General features: G+C 43.1%; 12 protein-coding genes and 1 other annotated feature. Of the genes, 10 read left to right on the top strand and 2 right to left on the bottom strand.

Annotated elements, in window-relative coordinates; all coding sequences use genetic code 11:
- Window positions 1–56: 56 nt before the first annotated feature.
- The gene (gene spoVB, locus ACCB35_RS15445; RefSeq protein WP_374054387.1) at window positions 57–1607 is read right to left on the bottom strand and encodes a stage V sporulation protein B; all 1551 of its coding nucleotides are present in this window, start codon (window positions 1605–1607) and stop codon (window positions 57–59) included.
- 124 nt (window positions 1608–1731) lie between these two features.
- On the opposite strand from spoVB, the gene ACCB35_RS15440 reads away from it, so the two are divergent.
- The 8 genes from ACCB35_RS15440 (at window position 1732) to dtd (ending at window position 11745) form a co-directional block, all read left to right on the top strand.
- Window positions 1732–2052 carry a post-transcriptional regulator gene (locus ACCB35_RS15440; protein ID WP_044339537.1) on the top strand — a complete coding sequence of 107 codons (321 nt, stop codon included), beginning with the start codon at window positions 1732–1734 and terminating at the stop codon, window positions 2050–2052.
- 129 nt (window positions 2053–2181) lie between these two features.
- Window positions 2182–4446 (top strand): protein translocase subunit SecDF, encoded by a 2265-nt coding sequence (gene secDF, locus ACCB35_RS15435; protein WP_374054386.1) that lies wholly within the window; start codon window positions 2182–2184, stop codon window positions 4444–4446.
- 145 nt (window positions 4447–4591) lie between these two features.
- Entirely contained in the window at window positions 4592–5476 is an 885-nt protein-coding gene (locus ACCB35_RS15430; RefSeq protein ID WP_374057042.1) for a cation diffusion facilitator family transporter, read from the top strand.
- Between the two features lie 13 nt (window positions 5477–5489).
- Entirely contained in the window at window positions 5490–5825 is a 336-nt protein-coding gene (locus tag ACCB35_RS15425; protein WP_374054385.1) for a lipopolysaccharide assembly LapA domain-containing protein, read from the top strand.
- A gap of 121 nt (window positions 5826–5946) precedes the next feature.
- Window positions 5947–8310 (top strand): single-stranded-DNA-specific exonuclease RecJ, encoded by a 2364-nt coding sequence (recJ, locus tag ACCB35_RS15420; RefSeq protein ID WP_374054384.1) that lies wholly within the window; start codon window positions 5947–5949, stop codon window positions 8308–8310.
- Window positions 8301–8813, top strand: a complete 513-nt coding sequence (locus tag ACCB35_RS15415; protein ID WP_044339542.1) for an adenine phosphoribosyltransferase — start codon at window positions 8301–8303, stop codon at window positions 8811–8813. The genes recJ and ACCB35_RS15415 overlap by 10 nt, the downstream gene beginning before the upstream one ends.
- Before the next feature lie 287 nt (window positions 8814–9100).
- Entirely contained in the window at window positions 9101–11290 is a 2190-nt protein-coding gene (locus ACCB35_RS15410; protein WP_044339543.1) for a bifunctional (p)ppGpp synthetase/guanosine-3',5'-bis(diphosphate) 3'-pyrophosphohydrolase, read from the top strand.
- Window positions 11291–11304: 14 nt separating this feature from the next.
- On the top strand, window positions 11305–11745 hold the full coding sequence (gene dtd, locus ACCB35_RS15405) for a D-aminoacyl-tRNA deacylase (RefSeq protein ID WP_374054383.1): 441 nt from the start codon (window positions 11305–11307) through the stop codon (window positions 11743–11745).
- A 65-nt stretch (window positions 11746–11810) separates the two neighbouring features.
- On the opposite strand, the gene ACCB35_RS15400 is transcribed toward dtd, so the two are convergent.
- A complete protein-coding gene (locus tag ACCB35_RS15400) occupies window positions 11811–13553 on the bottom strand; it encodes an SH3 domain-containing protein (RefSeq protein ID WP_374054382.1) in 1743 nt (580 codons plus the stop codon).
- Window positions 13554–13743: 190 nt separating this feature from the next.
- Here ACCB35_RS15400 and ACCB35_RS15395 point away from each other — a divergent pair, with 190 nt between their 5' ends.
- Both ACCB35_RS15395 and hisS read left to right on the top strand, forming a co-directional pair.
- The gene (locus ACCB35_RS15395; RefSeq protein WP_374054381.1) at window positions 13744–13929 is read left to right on the top strand and encodes an RNA polymerase subunit sigma-70; all 186 of its coding nucleotides are present in this window, start codon (window positions 13744–13746) and stop codon (window positions 13927–13929) included.
- A 70-nt stretch (window positions 13930–13999) separates the two neighbouring features.
- Window positions 14000–14228, top strand: a binding site (T-box leader).
- A gap of 74 nt (window positions 14229–14302) precedes the next feature.
- Window positions 14303–15577 (top strand): histidine--tRNA ligase, encoded by a 1275-nt coding sequence (hisS, locus tag ACCB35_RS15390; protein ID WP_374054380.1) that lies wholly within the window; start codon window positions 14303–14305, stop codon window positions 15575–15577.
- Window positions 15578–15596: the final 19 nt, after the last annotated feature.

The following is a 15596-nucleotide window of genomic DNA, read 5'->3' as shown; positions in this document are numbered from 1 at the left end:
CCGTCCACATGAAAAATCCTCAACAAGATGTTGAGGATTTTTCATGTGAGGTGAAATTATACTGCAATAAACCTGCGGATAAATGGAATACGTGCAAGGTCGCTTTTAAGGATAAGCTTAAGGGCGATTGAAAGGAGAAGGTACACAACCGTTGAAGACGTGACTCCAAATAATAAGCGGAACAAAAGGCCTTCATCGCTGAAAAAGTATAGATAAGAATAATGCCCCCAAGCTCCTGTAGCGATCAGTACGATTCCAATCTTAAGGTAATCCCGTAAATAGATCGTCATCGGAATGTATTTAAGGATGGTCATGAAATGAAGCATGGTGACGAGCATAAAGCCCGTGACAATCCCGAGAGCAGCTCCGTTGATCCCAAAAGCGGGTTGTGAGGCAAGAATGAAGATGACACCGGTCTTCACCACGGCACCTATTAAGCTGTTGATCATAGCGGCTCTTGCAAGGTTAAGGGCTTGCAGGACGGCTTGCAGGGGCCCTTGATAGTAATAGAATAAAAAGAAGGGGGCCATGATCATCAAGAAGCCTGCACCACTCTCGCTTCCGTACATCACCTGCATGAGAGGCTTGGCGTAGATGTAAAGGATGACGACGGAGATTCCACCCGTAATCAAGCAGAATCTCAGCGCCTGCTGTAACCTGTACTCAATTGATATGAAGTTCTTTTGAGAGTTCGCTTCACTTATGGCTGGAACAAGAGATTGTGATAATGAGAGTGTGATGAATGACGGAAGGAACAAGAGAGGGAGGGCATACCCTGTAAGGGACCCATACTGTTTCGTTGCCACCCCGGCCGCCACTCCGGCAAGGGCTAAGCTATTGACAACGACAATAGGTTCGAAAAACCAGGCAATCGACCCGATCATTCTACTCCCTGTAGTAGGCAATGCCACACTCATCAACTCATTAAACGTCTCCCGGCCATTTCGGATCGACTTGAAGAAGTTTCGTCTGATTTTGAATTTTTTCTTTAATTTGAAGCTTGTGAACAGGTAAAGCAGGGAAGCGAGTTCCCCTAATACAGATGCTACCATCGCAGCTGCGGCAGCGTATTCAATCCCATATGGAAGAAAGGTTTTGGTTAAGACGGCAATCAACGTAATCCGGACCACTTGCTCGATGACTTGGGAATAAGCAGATGGCTTCATGTTCTGTCTTCCCTGGAAATATCCTCTGATGACGGAGGATATCGCTACAATCGGAATGATCGGTGCGATGGCAACCAGAGGATAATAGATTCGATCGTCTGTAAATAAAGTTTCTGTCAAATAGGGAGCAAGTAAAATGAGAGCCGGGGTAAAGATGATGGAAAGTCCGAGTGTGATCGATAAGGAAACCACCAGGATTTTTTTTACTTTCCGGATATCCCCTTTTGATTCAGCTTCAGCCACATTTTTCGAAATGGCTACAGGAAGGCCCAGTTGAGTGATGGTGATGACAAGTATCAGGGTCGGGAAAGCCATCATAAACAGGCCGACGCCTTCTTCACCGATGAATCTCGCAACGACGATCCGGTTTACAAACCCTAATATCCTAGTAATAAAGGCGGCCATCATTAAGATCATGGTGCCTTTCAGAAATTTTGACATAAAATTCCCTGCCTTCTCAAAATTGGTATTATCGTATACAATGATGTATATGCACAAGGGTGGACAAAGCATGACAGGTAGTGAACAATTCCGGCTAAATATAGCCCAGATGGGGTGAACGGGAATGAAGAATAATCAGCATCCTTATGAACGTTTTTATGAATCTTTGGAACCAGCACTTATCAGCAAAGTAGAAGAATTTGAAATCCTTGGCTATGGAGAAGCTGAAGTCGACCGACTTTGGTCCTACCTAACGAAGAAGAAATGGAAGAAACCCGAAATAGATGTGAAATTCTTTCAGTTAGTGAGTGATGTGTTAACGGTTAAACCCGGGGAGTATATGAGCTTTGAAACGATTGAAGCATACAGGTCTCCCAATTGGTTCGCGGATGTGAATGAAGATGAGTTGAACGAACTTCTTCGTCCTAATAAGCACATAAAATAGTCCGAAAAGAAATTGACACCTTTTTCTTTCTCATAGATAATGAGAATATTGAAGATTTCAGGAATTATATTACTTTTTGAAGCACATAGTTCGTATGGTTTTTAAAACGGCAAGGAGGATCTATACATAATGGTAAAGCGTGGCCGAATAATTGCCTTCTTTATACTTGTGGTATTACTTGCAGGTACTATGGGAGGAACAACGAAGAGTATTGTCGATAACATCAAATTAGGATTGGACCTGCAGGGTGGGTTTGAGGTTCTTTACGAAGTTCAACCGATTAAAAAAGGTCAGGAGATCACGAAAGAAACGGTTGCCAATACAGCCGATGCGTTGGACAAGCGTATTAACGTATTAGGTGTCAGTGAGCCTAATATTCAAATTGAAGATGGAAATCGGATCCGTGTTCAATTAGCGGGAGTGGAAGATCAAAACGAAGCAAGAGAAATCTTGTCCACTCAAGCAAACCTGACGTTTCGTGACGTAAATGATAAAGTTCGCTTGGATGGATCGGATCTTGCATCCGGCTCCGCAAAGCAAACCTTTGATGATAAGAACAACCCAATCGTTTCATTGAAATTAAAAGATCGTGAAAAATTCTATGAATTAACGAAGGAAATATCTGCTATGGCCCCTCAAAATCAGCTTGTGATCTGGCTGGATTTCGAGGAAGGAAAAGATTCTTATCAAGCGGAAGTGGGGAAAGAAGACCCGAAATTCCTATCTGATCCTGCTGTAAGGCAACCGATCAACTCCGATGAAGTCATCATCGAAGGGAATTTCACCGTTGAGCGTGCCCAAAATCTTGCTTCATTATTGAATGCGGGGGCACTCCCGGTCAAGCTGGATGAAAAATATTCAACTTCTGTCGGGGCAAAGTTCGGTCAACAGGCACTTGATAAAACAGTCACTGCCGGAATCATCGGGATTGCCATCATATTCTTATTCATGATTGCGTATTACCGTTTCCCTGGACTGATTGCAACGATCACCCTTTCCGTTTATATATACTTGATTCTATTGATTTTCGACCTAATGAATGGGGTCCTTACACTTCCGGGGATTGCAGCACTCATCCTTGGGGTCGGTATGGCCGTTGATGCCAATATCATCACGTATGAACGGATCAAAGAAGAAATGCGTGTAGGAAAGCCGATACGTTCAGCCTTCCAAGCGGGTAATAAATCTTCCTTCTTAACGATTTTGGATGCAAACGTAACGACGATCCTTGCAGCTACGGTCCTATTCTTATATGGAACAAGCTCTGTAAAAGGATTTGCAACAATGCTGATCGTCAGTATCCTGACAAGCTTTATAACGGCCGTATGGGGTTCACGTTTATTACTTGGACTGTGGGTAAACAGCCGCTTCTTTAACAAAAAACCGGGCTGGTTCGGCGTGAACAAAAACGAAATCAAAGACCTGGCGGAAAATTACGATACGCTGGATCTGCCGACTCGTTTCGATCGCTTTGATTTTGCTGCACAACGCAAAAAATTCTTCGGATTATCAGCTATCCTGATCACAGCAGGAATTATCATCCTGGCTATTTTCAGATTGAATTTAGGGATCGACTTCGTGAGTGGTTCACGTATGGAAATCCTTGCTGATGAAAGCTTAAAGACAGAAGAGATACAAGAAGAATTAACAGAACTCGATTTGCCTTCTGAAGATGTGGTCATTTCAGGGGACGAGGAAAATATCGCCGTCGTTCGCTATACGGAAGATTTAAACAAAGATGAAATCGCCACATTAAAGGACCGATTTAACGAACTGTACGGAGCGGAACCAAGCATCAGCACCGTTTCTCCAGTCATCGGGAAAGAGCTTGCCAAAAATGCGATGATCGCTGTTGCGATTGCATCCATAGGGATTGTCATCTACGTGACATTCCGCTTTGAATGGAGAATGGCAGCCGGTGCGATCCTTGCACTCCTGCATGATGCATTCTTTATCATAGCCTTCTTCAGCTTAACAAGGCTTGAGGTAGATCTTACATTTATCGCAGCCGTCTTGACCATTGTAGGTTACTCGATCAACGATACAATCGTTACCTTTGACAGGTTACGTGAGAATCTTCATAAGAAGCGTCGTCTGAAAACGGATAAAGACATCGAAGACGTAGTGAACCAAAGTATCAGACAAACGATGGGGCGTTCGGTTAATACCGTCTTAACCGTGGTGTTTACAGTTCTTGCTCTCATGATCTTTGGTAGTGAGTCCATCCGTAACTTCTCCATTGCCTTATTGGTCGGGTTGATTTCAGGTACGTATTCTTCTGTATTCATTGCCTCTCAAGTTTGGCTCGTTTTGAAGAAGAAAGAACTGAAGAAAAAAGGTACGATAAAAACAGTAAAAGAAAAGAAAACGTGGTCGGATGAACCACAAGTTTAAGAGAATGGATGGGTCCGGGGAGTACTTCTCCCCGGACCTGTCTTTTTTTGTTTTTTTACGGCATTGGGTTACAATAATAAGAGTTGAAAGGAGGCGACACCGCTTGAATCATGAAGACCGTTTTAAAAAAGCTGAAATAGCTGCAATGATTGGTGTTGTAGGGAATATTGTTCTGGCGATCATCAAGTGGGGAGCCGGTATATTGGGAAATAGTAGAGCTTTGATTGCAGATGCCGTACACTCTGCCTCGGATGTTGCAGGGTCACTCGCCGTCTTTATCGGCTTACGAGCAGCTAAGCAGCCTCCTGATCAGGATCATCCATATGGTCACGGGAAGGCCGAGTCCATAGCAGCAATCATTGTTGCAGTCTTATTGTTCTTAGTAGGTATCGAAATTGGAAAGTCATCTATAGAGTCATTTTTTCATCCATTGACACCTCCAACAGCGATTGCCATCTATGCCGTCATCTTTTCCATTATTGTGAAAGAAGCAATGTTTCAATACAAATATCGATTGGGTAAAAGAATAAAGAGTGATGCTTTGATCGTCAATGCATATGAGCATCGTTCAGATGTCTTTTCTTCCATTGCCGCACTTGTCGGGATTTCCGCATCCATCCTTGGTGGGAAATTCGATATAGGCTGGCTTGTATACGCAGATCCGGTAGCGGGAATCTTTGTTTCACTCCTTGTCCTCAGGATGGCTTGGCACTTGGGTGCCGAATCCATACATAATACCCTGGATCACGTCATGCATGAGGAGGATATCGTACCCTTTCGTAACATAGTGGAATCCGTTCCTGAAGTGAAGGAAATCAATGAACTCCATGCCAGGGAACACGGGCATTACGTCATCATTGATTTGAAGATCAGTGTCGATCCTCACATGACTGTCGAGGATGGTCATCGCGTCGGAAAACAGGTGAAGAAGAAACTTCTTGAAGAATCCAATGTGAATGATGTGTTCATTCATATTAATCCGTACAATCCGGCTTCTGAAGAAAGGGATGAACAAATAGACTTATCATAAGGAGGGGAATCCGATGAAATTTCAGTGGACATTATTATTGGGTATTTTCTTTGCATTGGTGGTTTCTGTTTTCGCTGTCATCAATGTAGATCCTGTCACCGTCAATTACTTCTTTGGTGAAGCTGATTGGCCTCTAATATTAGTCATACTCGGATCTGTTTTCATGGGGGGAGTCATTATCGGCTCGGTTGGACTGTTTCGATTATTCGTCGTCCAACGAAGAGTGAAGGCTTTAGAGAAAGAAAATTTACTATTGAAGGAACAAGCAGAAGGCATGCATAAAGAAAAGGCCGAAAAGGTTCCATTGAAAAAGAGTGCTCCCGGCACAGTAGGGGAAACAGGAGAGTAAACAGCCTGGTGGTTTTGCCACCAGGCTGTTTTTTTATTGAATAAGAAAAAAACCCTCCTTCTATTAAGATTGAAACCACACCTTCCTTTTTGTATAATGAGTAAGGCTGAGGGGTGAACGTATGTTAAACTCAAAAACACGTTGGTTGATGACAGAATCAGATCAACATAAAATATCAGAACTGGCAAATGAATTAAAAGTACCTTCGCTTGTGGCGAAATTATTAATCAACCGGGACTTGGACGACGTAGAAGAGGCTCGGAATTTTTTATTTGATACAGGCGATTCATTTCACGATCCATTTTTATTTGAAGATATGAAGAAAGCAACGGAAAGAATCCACAAAGCCATTGAAAATGGCGAAAGGATTCTTGTTTATGGGGACTACGACGCTGATGGTGTAAGTAGTACGTCAGTATTGATGACAGTGTTAAGGGACCTGGGAGCAGATGTGGAATTCTATATCCCTAACCGTTTCAGTGAAGGGTATGGACCGAATGAAGGAGCTTTCCGCTGGGCTAAGGATGAAGAATTCACGCTCATCATCACAGTGGATACAGGGATATCTGCAGTGAACGAAGCAAGATTGGCAAAAGAACTGGAGATCGATTTGATCATTACAGATCACCATGAACCCGGACCGGAATTGCCGCCAGCCTTTGCCTTGATTCATCCAAAGGTCGAAGGGACCACCTATCCATTTGGGGAACTTGCAGGAGTGGGAGTGGCATTCAAACTGGCCCATGCCCTCTACGGCGAACTGCCTGTTCACCTGCTTGATCTTGCCGCGATTGGGACCATCGCCGATCTAGTACCGTTAAGAGGAGAGAATCGCCTTCTCGCCAAGCGTGGGATTGAAAATCTTCGTGTTTCAAACCGATTGGGTATTAAAGCCTTATGCAGGATAGCAAATTCCCACCAGCACGAGATTACAGAGGAATCGATTGGATTCATGATTGCTCCCCGCATCAATGCTGTAGGTCGGTTAGGGGATGCAGACCCTGCCGTCGATCTTATGCTCACAGAAGATGCTGAGGAAGCAAAGGCCCTGGCTGAAGAAATTGACAGCTTGAATAAAGAAAGACAGGCGATTGTGTCTCAAATGACCGAAGAAGCGGTCGAGATGGTGGAGAATGATTTTCCCCTGAACGATAACCGTGCCCTCGTGATTGGAAAAGAAGGCTGGAATCCGGGGGTCGTCGGAATTGTGGCTTCACGCTTAGTGGACAAGTTTTACCGTCCGACCATCGTACTTAGTTACGATTCTGAGAAGGGAACGGCAAAGGGGTCTGCAAGAAGTATTGCAGGTTTTGATTTGTTCAAGAATTTATCAACCTGCCGTGATATCCTTCCCCATTTCGGAGGACATCCCATGGCTGCAGGTATGACCTTACAGTTAGCCGATGTAGCACAGTTCAGAGACCGATTAAATGAGTTGGCTTGCACTGAATTGACTGAAGAGGACTTTATACCCGTCACACAGCTTGATGCATCTGTTACAGTTGACGAAATTTCAGTAGAGTCGATTGAAAAGCTTCAGCTTCTGGCCCCTTTTGGAATGCATAATCCAAAACCGAAGTGGATCATAGACAGTGTAAGCATCGAACATTATAAAAAAATCGGATCTGCACAAAATCACTTGAAGCTGGTATTGGAAGACAAAGGCGTGCAACTGGATGGTGTCGGTTTTGGATTGGGAGAGCTGGCTGATCATATGACCCCATTTTCCAATGCCTCTGTAATTGGTGAGTTATCCATAAATGAATGGAATAACCGTAAGAAGCCTCAAATATTTTTACATGATGTGAAAATTGAGCATTGGCAATTATTTGATGTCCGTGGGATCAAACAAGTCCATAAATGGAATGGACTCATACCTGAAGAAAATAAAAAAGTCATTTGTTTTAATCGGGCCACTTTAGAAAAACTGAGTCTGGAAAATGATGAAGTGATACTGCTTGAGGATGGTCCTTCACTTGAAGGCCTTGTAACCGATAATGCAAGTTTGGTGCTTCTGGATCTGCCGACTTCTAAAACAATACTTGAAGAGCTCTTGAAGAAGGGGCGTCCGCACCGTATTTATGCTCATTTCTTTCAGGAAGAAGACCATTTTTTCAGTACGATGCCGACGCGTGATCATTTCAAGTGGTATTATGGATTCTTAACAAAGCGTGGATCATTTGATTTAAATAAACATGGAGATGACCTGGCGAAATACAAAGGCTGGTCAAAAGAAACAATAGATTTCATGTCACAGGTGTTTTTTGATTTGAAGTTTGTTACAATAGTGAATGGATTTATTTCTCTCAATCCTGAGAAAACCAAGAAAGATCTTTCTGAATCTCTAACTTATCAGAAGAAACAACAACAATACGAGCTTGAAAACGAATTGTTATATTCTTCCTATCAAGAGTTGAAGACTTGGTTTAATGAAAGGATAGAAGAGTCTGTTACAATTGAGGAGGAAGTAAAAGCATGGACTTAAAACAATATGTTACCATCGTTGAGGATTGGCCTAAAGAAGGAATCAAGTTTAAAGACATCACTACATTAATGGATAATGGTGACGCTTATAGATACGCGACAGATCAAATCGTAGAATATGCAAAAGAGAAACAAATCGACCTGGTTGTGGGACCGGAAGCACGAGGGTTCATCATTGGATGCCCAGTTGCGTATGCATTGGGAGTAGGTTTTGCTCCTGTACGTAAACCTGGTAAGTTACCGCGTGAAACCATTCAAAAAGAATACGGATTAGAGTACGGTAAAGACGCTCTGACGATTCATAAAGATGCAATCAAACCTGGCCAACGAGTGCTTATTACGGATGACTTGCTTGCAACGGGTGGAACAATCGAAGCTACTATTAAGCTTGTAGAAGAATTAGGTGGAATTGTAGCCGGCACGGCATTCTTAATCGAATTAACGTACCTTGACGGCCGCGATAAGCTTGATAACTACGATATTCTTACATTAATGCAATACTAATATTGTTTATCAACACACATACACGTATATACTATTTGGTATACTGTTAACTTAAGGGACTGACATCCGGTTTTGAATGTCAGCCCTTATTTTTTTTGGAAGGGTTAATGGGAGGATAAAAAATGAATGGAATGGGATTTTGTGTCGACAAACATCGACAAAAACAGATGAATTCTGAGAATTTTACACTTACCCCTTTACATAACCCTGTTTTTTTTTGATAATAGTAACAATCATTAAAATCGAACACTAGTGAAATATATTAAAATACAAAGGTGATTTTGATCATGGCTAAAGATCAAGTACTAACCCCTGAACAGGTTATTGATAAAACAAGAGAATACTTAAACGCTGAGCATGTAGAGATGGTTCAGAAAGCCTATGAGTATGCAAGGGATGCCCATAGTGAGCAGTACCGTAAGTCTGGTGAGCCCTATATCATCCACCCGATCCAGGTGGCAGGGATACTCGCGGATCTTGAAATGGATCCTGCAACCGTCGCTGCCGGTTTTCTTCATGATGTAGTGGAGGATACCGGTGTTTCTCTTGGTGAAATCGAGGAAGCATTCAATGCCGAAGTGGCCATGCTCGTAGATGGGGTCACAAAGCTTGGAAAGATTAAATACAAGTCACAGGAAGAGCAGCAGGCTGAAAATCACCGGAAAATGTTTGTGGCGATGGCGCAGGATATCCGGGTCATCCTGATTAAATTGGCAGATCGACTTCATAATATGAGAACCTTGAAACATTTACCACAGGAAAAGCAGCGGAGAATCGCAAATGAAACACTTGAAATCTTCGCGCCACTGGCACATCGTTTAGGGATCTCAAAGATTAAGTGGGAATTAGAGGATACATCGCTCAGGTATTTGAATCCTCAACAGTATTATCGTATTGTCAACTTGATGAAGAAGAAGCGTGCAGAGCGTGAAGAGTATTTAGAGGAAGTCGTCAATGAGGTTAAGGATAAGTTAGGCGACGTGAAAATCGTGGCGGAAATTTCCGGACGACCTAAGCATATTTACAGCATCTATCGTAAAATGGCTCTTCAAAACAAACAATTCAATGAAATTTATGACCTGCTCGCCGTACGTGTCGTAGTAGACAGCATCAAGGATTGCTATGCTGTACTCGGTATCGTCCATACATGCTGGAAGCCAATGCCTGGCAGATTCAAGGATTATATTGCCATGCCGAAACCGAATATGTATCAATCTCTTCATACAACTGTCATCGGTCCAAAAGGGGATCCTCTTGAAGTGCAAATCAGAACGCTTGAAATGCACCAAATCGCTGAGTACGGTGTCGCGGCACACTGGGCATATAAAGAAGGAAAAGAAGCGAACGAAACGGTTTCCTTCGAGAAGAAGCTCTCGTGGTTCAGGGAAATATTAGAGTTCCAAAACGAATCTGCCAATGCGGAAGAGTTCATGGAGTCTCTTAAGATTGATCTCTTCTCTGATATGGTCTTTGTATTCACGCCTAAAGGAGATGTACTGGAACTTCCATCGGGATCTGTCCCAATCGACTTTTCTTATCGTATTCACTCAGAAATCGGGAACAAAACGATCGGTGCCAAAGTAAATGGTAAGATGGTCACTCTTGACTATAAGTTGAAAACGGGGGATATCATTGAAATTCTCACGTCCAAGCATTCTTACGGCCCCAGTCAGGACTGGTTGAAGCTTGCGCAAACATCTCAAGCGAAGAACAAGATCAAGCAATTCTTCAAGAAGCAGCGGAGAGAAGAAAACATTGAAAAAGGCCGGGATTTAGTAGAAAAAGAAATCAAGAACCAAGATTTCGATGTGAAAGAAATCCTTACTGCTGAAAATATTAAACGTGTATCTGAAAAGTTTAACTTCTCAAATGAAGAAGATATGTATGCAGCCGTTGGTTATAACGGGATCACGGCGGCTCAAATCGCCAACCGCTTAACGGAGAGAGACCGGAAGAAACGTGAGCAGGAAGACAGCCTGGAAGAAACGATGAAAGAATTGAATGCCCAACCGGTCAAACGTAAAAAAGATGCCGGTGTCCAGGTAGAGGGCATTGACAATCTTCTTATCCGTTTATCCCGTTGCTGCAGCCCTGTCCCAGGGGATGAGATCGTAGGTTTTATCACGAAAGGCCGAGGTGTTTCTGTGCATCGTGCCGACTGTACAAATGTAATGGCGGATGAAGTAGAACAGCGCCTCATTCCAGTGTCATGGGAAAGTGATAGAAATGACCGTAAAGAATACAATGTGGATATTGAAATCTCCGGTTACGATCGCAGGGGCCTTTTGAATGAAGTGCTTCAGGCGGTAAATGAGACGAAGACGAATATATCGGCCGTAAGTGGAAAATCCGATCGAAATAAGGTGGCAACCATCAATATGTCCATTTCGATTCACAATATATCCCACTTACACAAAGTGGTGGAGAGAATTAAACAAATTTCAGATATTTATGCTGTAAGAAGAATCATGAATTAAAAGGAGATTTCTTTATGAGGGTTGTACTGCAAAGAAGTAAAGAAGCCTCCGTCACCGTTGATGGAGAAGTAAAGGGAGCCATTCGTTCAGGCGCTGTATTGCTTGTGGGTATCACACACGATGATACGGAAGAAGATGCTCGTTATGTTGCCGACAAAGTAGTGAACCTGCGTATTTTTGAAGATGAAGAGGGGAAGATGAATCATTCTTTGCTGGATATAGAAGGCGAGATTCTCTCCATCTCTCAATTCACTCTCTACGGGGACTGCCGTAAGGGAAGAAGGCCAAACTTCATGAGTGCAGCGAAGCCAGATCTCGCAGAGTCTGTTTACGATTACTTTAATGAGGCATTAAAAGAAAAAGGTGTCAAAGTGGAAACGGGCGTATTTGGAGCCATGATGGACGTGAATTTAACGAATGATGGTCCTGTTACGCTAATCATAGAAAGTAAATAAAGAAAAGCTGATCCTTCAAAGGATCAGCTTTTTTCATTCATGAAGCATACTGATCGGACTTAGCATCAGTCAGTGAAATAGTCTCCTAATCCATGATAGATTGCCGTTGCCGCCAGGTCTTGAAAATAATGAGTATTAACATTGGCTTCCTCTGCAGGATTACTTAAGAAACCAAGTTCTAGAAGGACTGCCGGCTGATTGTTTTCACGTACAACATGATAATCACCTACTCGTACACCACGGTCTTTTGTCGGTAATCGATCTGCCAGGCTCCCATGAATATCGTCTGCAAGTTCTTTCTGCTGATTTTGATAATAGTAGGTGGTATGGCCGACGATAGAAGAATCAAGAATACTGTCAAAATGGAGGCTGATAAAGGCATCAGCCTGATAATAATGAGATAATGATACCCTTGACGGTAACGAAAGATATTCATCGTTTTTTCTCGTGAAGACCACTTTGGCTCCTGCACTCTTTAACTTTTCAGCGAGGAGTTCCCCGGTTCTCAAGGTAAGGAGTTTTTCCAAAGTACCACTTGCTCCGATGGTTCCACTATCTCTTCCTCCATGACCGGGATCAATCACGATTACTTTATCTTGTATGCCGCCTTTTCTATTACGGGAAGGAGTGGTGTTTTCACCAGTACCGGATCGGATGGACACAACCCAGCCGGCTATAAAACCTGCGCTTCCATCCTCTAATTGTATTTCATACCAATCTCCGTTTTTGCTCTTGACGGGAAAGGTTTCTCCACTGGAAGCCCGAGCAATAACACTAGCTTGGGCATTTGCATCACTTCTGATATTGGTGCCATTGTATAGAATTGTGACGTTTTCATTTTCCAATGAGGATTCACTCTCATGAGCAGAAGCTGTAACGGTTTTTTGAACGTACCAGCCGGCCACCCATCCTTTTTTTCCATTAGAGAGCTTTATTTGATACCAATTGTTTTTCTCTTTCAATAAGGAATATTTCTCCCCCTTGGATACCTTTCCCACGACGCGTCCATTTAAAGACGTTTCGTCCCGGACATTTAAGCCGTGAACCGTGATGATTCCTATAAGTTCTGTAGATGCGGCGGCAGGCTCCTCTTCATTGGAACTCGACGAGAATTCTATATATGCATCGTTCACCCATGCCCTGTCATTGCCGAATTGAATCTCGTACCACCCGCTGACACTTCCGGTAACCTCAACGTGATCTCCCTTATTTAACACTCCCAGGACGGAGCTTTGAACAGAAGGAGACGTTCGGACATTTAGGGAGTTGTCGGTGATGATTCCTTGTTTATTCTCCCTTTTTTTCGATGGGGGAGGAGTCGGATTGTTTTCCGATATATATTCCTCATGAACCCAGCCGCTGACCGTTCCCGATTCGATGAACAGCCAGTCACCTTCTTTGTCGGAAATGGTTACTCTATCACCACTACTTAAGACCGTCACAACTCCTTCAGAGGTGCCGGGCCCCTTTCTGACGCGTAAACCATCGGTGTTTACCTGTCCTTCTTTAAGTGAAGAGACATCGGAAGAGGCAGATTCTGCTGAGACAAGCCATTCGGCCACCCAGCCCTCTCCACTACCGGTCTCGACCTTATACCAATCATTTTGAGTGTCTACAATAATGTACTCTTCACCTTTATGTACCTTCGTCAGAACAGGGTAACTGAGTCCAGGCCCCGTACGGACATTCAGAGTCGAAACACTGATCGTCACCTTTCCTGTTTCTGCATGTGCATAATCAGCTTCAAGTGGCTGAAAAGGAAGGATCATAAACACAATCAGTATCGATGCAATTATTTTCCTGATCATCTTCACCTCCTGTCAGTAATAGAAAACACAATAGTAATATCGGATCCTTTCACTAAAATATTGATCACCTTTCCGACGATTTATCGAAAAAACCCTTAAGGTTTTAATACGATAAAAAAAATAAAATTCCTCTAAAACGAAATAAAAATAGGTAATTGGAAATGATAGAGTTAAGGAATGTTTTGAAAGGATGATTGAATTGAGGTCAAGTGAAAAAGGGTTTATGAATGCAAATGGTGATAACCAGCTGTTTGGAGTGGATTTTCACCAGTTTATGGAACGTGAGAAAGATGCATTGAATGTGGAGCTTGCTTCAGAGTTCGGGTTGTCATTGAAAGAAGTTAAGCTATTAAAAAAGAAAATGGAAAGATCGTAACGAAATTTTCTTTAACCTCTTGACATGAACTTACGGCATCCGTATCATTATAGAAATAAAATAACATTTACAAAAACCGTTGATCGAGCATAGTAGCTAACCCCCGCATGTAAAGAGAGGAAATGTCTTGGCTGAGAGCATTTCTACAATGTGACTTAGTGAATGAACACTCAGGAGGTTTCTCTCTGAAAAGGTCCTTTAGTAGGAGATGAACGTACCAGGCGTTAACTGGCTAAGTGGAGGTCTTATTAGACTTCAATTAGGGTGGCACCACGGGAATAACAGCTCTCGTCCCTTGTATGATATACAAGGGATTGAGGGCTTTTTTTATTTACATAAAGATCAACGTGCACGATAAAAGGAGGAAATCATCTTGTCCATTCAGATTCCAAGAGGTACACAGGACATACTACCTGGTGAAGTGGAAAAATGGCAGTATGTAGAGGAAGTGGCAAAGTCCCTTTGTCACAACTATCAGTATAAGGAAATCCGCACCCCTATTTTCGAGGCGAGTGAATTATTCACCCGGGGAGTGGGAGATACGACGGATATCGTTCAGAAAGAAATGTATATGTTTGAAGATCAGGGGGGCAGAAGCCTGGCGCTTCGACCTGAAGGAACGGCTTCGGTGGTCCGTTCCTTTGTAGGAAATAAGATGTTCGGCTACCCGAATCAGCCGACGAAGCTCTTCTACTCGGGTCCCATGTTCCGTTATGAGCGACCACAAGCCGGCCGGTACCGTCAATTCGTCCAGTTCGGGGTCGAAGCCCTTGGAAGTGAAGATCCTGCGATTGATGCAGAAGTGATTTCACTTGCGATGGGAATTTACAAGGAACTGGGACTGACTCAATTGAAGCTTGTGATTAATAGTCTGGGGGATGCCGACAGTAGAAATGCCCACAGAGAAGCACTGATCAATCACTTTAAGCCGAGAATTGATGAATTCTGTGGCGATTGTCAAAATCGCTTGGAGAAGAATCCCCTACGTATCCTGGATTGTAAAAAAGACCGCGATCATGAATTAATGGGTACAGCACCATCGATTCTTGATTACTTAAATGACGAGTCGAAAAACTACTTTGAAAAAGTACAAACTCACCTTTCGGACATGGATGTTGATTTCGTAGTCGATCCAACCCTTGTTCGCGGACTTGATTACTATAACCACACAGCCTTTGAAATCATGAGTGAGGCAGAAGGCTTTGGAGCCATCACGACCCTTTGCGGCGGCGGACGTTACAACGGGCTCGTCGAAATGATCGGGGGTCCGGAAACACCCGGAATCGGATTTGCCTTCAGTATCGAAAGACTTCTTTCAGCTTTAGAAGCAGAAGGAATCGAACTTCCGATCGAACATGGAGTCGAATGCTTCATTGTATCACTTGGGAAGGAAGCAAAGGATTATTCCGTTAAGCTTCTTCACACCTTGAGGGCGGCGGGTATTTCGTCAGAGAAAGATTATCTGGATCGCAAGGTGAAAGGCCAATTCAAAGCGGCTGACCGGTACGATGCGAAATATGTGGCCGTGATCGGCGACAACGAATTACAGGAAAATAAAATCAATCTGAAAGATATGTCCACAGGTGAACAGGAAGAAGTAAGCCTGGATCACTTTGTTGAAAAAATGAAAGATAAGCTCGGTAAATAAAACGCATTGATTCAATAAG

This window comes from Rossellomorea sp. FM04394 (genome assembly GCF_041889765.1).
GTDB classification, from domain to species: Bacteria; Bacillota; Bacilli; order Bacillales; family Bacillaceae_B; genus Rossellomorea; species Rossellomorea aquimaris_B.
This window is presented reverse-complemented; position numbering and strand designations above follow the sequence as displayed.

Coding starts and splice junctions, on each gene's coding strand:
- spoVB (WP_374054387.1), bottom strand. CDS start 1,607: ATGTCAAAATTTCTGAAAGGCACCATGATCTTAATGATGGCCGCCTTT.
- ACCB35_RS15440 (WP_044339537.1), top strand. CDS start 1,732: ATGAAGAATAATCAGCATCCTTATGAACGTTTTTATGAATCTTTGGAA.
- secDF (WP_374054386.1), top strand. CDS start 2,182: ATGGTAAAGCGTGGCCGAATAATTGCCTTCTTTATACTTGTGGTATTA.
- ACCB35_RS15430 (WP_374057042.1), top strand. CDS start 4,592: ATGATTGGTGTTGTAGGGAATATTGTTCTGGCGATCATCAAGTGGGGA.
- ACCB35_RS15425 (WP_374054385.1), top strand. CDS start 5,490: ATGAAATTTCAGTGGACATTATTATTGGGTATTTTCTTTGCATTGGTG.
- recJ (WP_374054384.1), top strand. CDS start 5,947: ATGTTAAACTCAAAAACACGTTGGTTGATGACAGAATCAGATCAACAT.
- ACCB35_RS15415 (WP_044339542.1), top strand. CDS start 8,301: ATGGACTTAAAACAATATGTTACCATCGTTGAGGATTGGCCTAAAGAA.
- ACCB35_RS15410 (WP_044339543.1), top strand. CDS start 9,101: ATGGCTAAAGATCAAGTACTAACCCCTGAACAGGTTATTGATAAAACA.
- dtd (WP_374054383.1), top strand. CDS start 11,305: ATGAGGGTTGTACTGCAAAGAAGTAAAGAAGCCTCCGTCACCGTTGAT.
- ACCB35_RS15400 (WP_374054382.1), bottom strand. CDS start 13,553: ATGATCAGGAAAATAATTGCATCGATACTGATTGTGTTTATGATCCTT.
- ACCB35_RS15395 (WP_374054381.1), top strand. CDS start 13,744: ATGATTGAATTGAGGTCAAGTGAAAAAGGGTTTATGAATGCAAATGGT.